Source organism: Chthonomonas sp., from assembly GCF_035294505.1.
In the GTDB taxonomy this organism is placed as follows: domain Bacteria; phylum Armatimonadota; class Chthonomonadetes; order Chthonomonadales; family Chthonomonadaceae; genus Chthonomonas.
In genome coordinates, this window is the sequence record NZ_DATGKU010000029.1 from 1 (window position 1) to 2,260 (window position 2,260).

Genomic DNA, 2,260 nt, shown 5'->3' on the forward strand with positions numbered 1-2,260 from the left:
TTCACCGAGTCGCTCGTGGAGACAGTGATCCGGTCGTTACGCCATTCATGCAGGTCGGAACTTACCCGACAAGGAACTTCGCTACCTTAGGACCGTCATAGTTACGGCCGCCGTTTACCGGAGCTTCGGTTGCGAGCTTCAGGGATTGCTCCCTTAACCCTCTTCCTTAACTTACCGGCACCGGGCAGGCGTCAGTCTCTATACATCCTCTTACGAGTTGGCAGAGACCTGTGTTTTTAGTAAACAGTCGCCAGATCCCTTTCACTGCGGCCCCCGCAGGCTGTGACACCCGCAAGGGCACCCCTTCTCCCGAAGTTACGGGGTTAATTTGCCGAGTTCCTTCACGAGCGTTCTCTCGAGCGCCTGAGAATCTTCATCCTGCCTACCTGTGTCAGTTTGAGTACGGGCATCCGCTTTGTAGCGTGCTGGTTTTTCTTGGCTGTCCGTCCGATGACTTTGGGATCGTATCTGCCCTCGCCCTTGCGGGACGGCCACTTCTAGCGGGCCGCTCACCTTCGGGCCAGCGTCGCAGCACGCATCGAGCCTACGCGGATGGTGCCGGAATATTAACCGGCCGTCCATCGACTACGCCTTTGGGCCTCGTCTTAGGGTCCGACTAACCCTGGGCGGATTTACCTTCCCCAGGAAACCTTAGGCTTTCGGCGAACAGGATTCTCACCTGTTTTAGCGTTACTCGTTCCGGCATTATCACTCGCACTTCGTCCAGGGCTCGTTGTCCGTACCCCTTCACCCTACGGTGCGACGCTCTCCTACCGAAGACCCACCCGGTGCTTACGCTTCGGGGGGGTCTTCCCGCCGCTTCGGTAGTACGCTTAGTCCCGTTCATTATCGGCGCAGGACTCCTCGACCAGTAAGCTATTACGCACTTTTGAAATGGTGGCTGCTTCTAAGCCAACATCCTGGCTGTCTGGGGAGTCCAACTTCCTTTCGCACTGAGCGTACTTGAGGGACCTTAGCGGGCGGTCTGGGTTGTTCCCCTCTCGACGACGAAGCTTATCCCTCGCCGTCTAGCTGCCTTGGCTTGGGACAGGGGTATTCGGAGTTTGGTTTCGACGGGTAGCCGGGTAGGCCCCCGGTCGAATTCAGTCGCTCTACCCCCCCTGCCAACGACCAAGACGTTAACCCTAAAGTTATTTCGGAGAGAACGAGCTATCTCCACGTTTGATGATACTTTCAATCCTCCACACAGGTCATCACCCAGTTTTTCAACACTGGTGTGTTCGGACCTCCATGGGGCATTACCCCCACTTCATCCTGCCCATGCGTAGATCACGTGGTTTCGCGTCTACCGCCGCCAACGTCATCGCCCTATTCAGACTCGCTTTCGCTTCGGCTCCGCCGCAGAGCGGCTTAACCAGGCTGACGACGGTAAGTCGCCGGATCATTATGCAAAAGGCACGCCGTCACCCGGGGCTTGCGCCCACCGGGCTCCGACCGCTTGTAGGCATGTGGTTTCAGGTTCACTATCCTCCCCTTGTCGGGGTTCTTCCCATCGTTCGCTCGCGCTACTGGGTTCGCTATCGGTCGCCAGGGAGTACTTAGCCTTGCGGGATGGGCCCCGCTGCTTCAGACCGACCTTCACGTATTCGGTCTTACTCAGGAGCCGGCAGGTCCTCTTTCTCCTGTCGCCTACGGGACTTTCACCCGCTCTGGTCACCCATTCCAGAGTGTTGAGCTAGGGTACACGAGTGCCGTATGCCGGTCCTTCAACCCCAGCCGGACATGTCCGGCTGGTTTGGGCTGGTCCGCGTTCGCTCGCCGCTACTGACGGAGTCGCGTTTGCTTTCTTTTCCTCCGGGTAGTGAGATGTTTCAGTTCCCCGGGTTTGCTCCGTACGCCTATGGATTGAGCGTACGGTAATTCGGGTATCCCGGCCTCAACGCTTGTTGGACAGCTCCGCCGGGCTTATCGCAGTCTTCCACGCCCTTCATCGCCTTCTGGCGCCCAGACATCCCCCACATGCCCTTAGTAGCTTGGCCGCATTGATCCCGTCCTCGGCCCGGGTTATCGGGGTCGAAGGCGGCATCGCTTCCAAGTTCCTGCTCCCGCCTAGGCATCCCTCCACGCTTTGGCGTGGAGGCCCCCTACGGGAGCGAGTAACGATCCAAACTTCTCTCTCAGGCTCATGCAGAGATCGCAAGAAACGTCGTCCGGCCGGGAAGCACGAATCCGCCTCCCCACACCCGGACGCCGCCGCTTGTGAATTGCAACTTCTACCGCTGCCCTGTTGTCAAAGAAC

At 58.5% G+C, this 2,260-nt stretch carries 1 protein-coding gene and 1 rRNA gene; both read right to left on the reverse strand.

Annotated features, from left to right (window positions below; all coding sequences use genetic code 11):
* Positions 1-2,000: ribosomal RNA gene (locus VKV18_RS00985) — 23S ribosomal RNA — on the reverse strand; the annotation flags it as partial.
* Between the two features lie 70 nt (positions 2,001-2,070).
* Positions 2,071-2,260: hypothetical protein (locus VKV18_RS00990; protein ID WP_324202363.1), on the reverse strand; the 190-nt coding region annotated here is incomplete at its 5' end.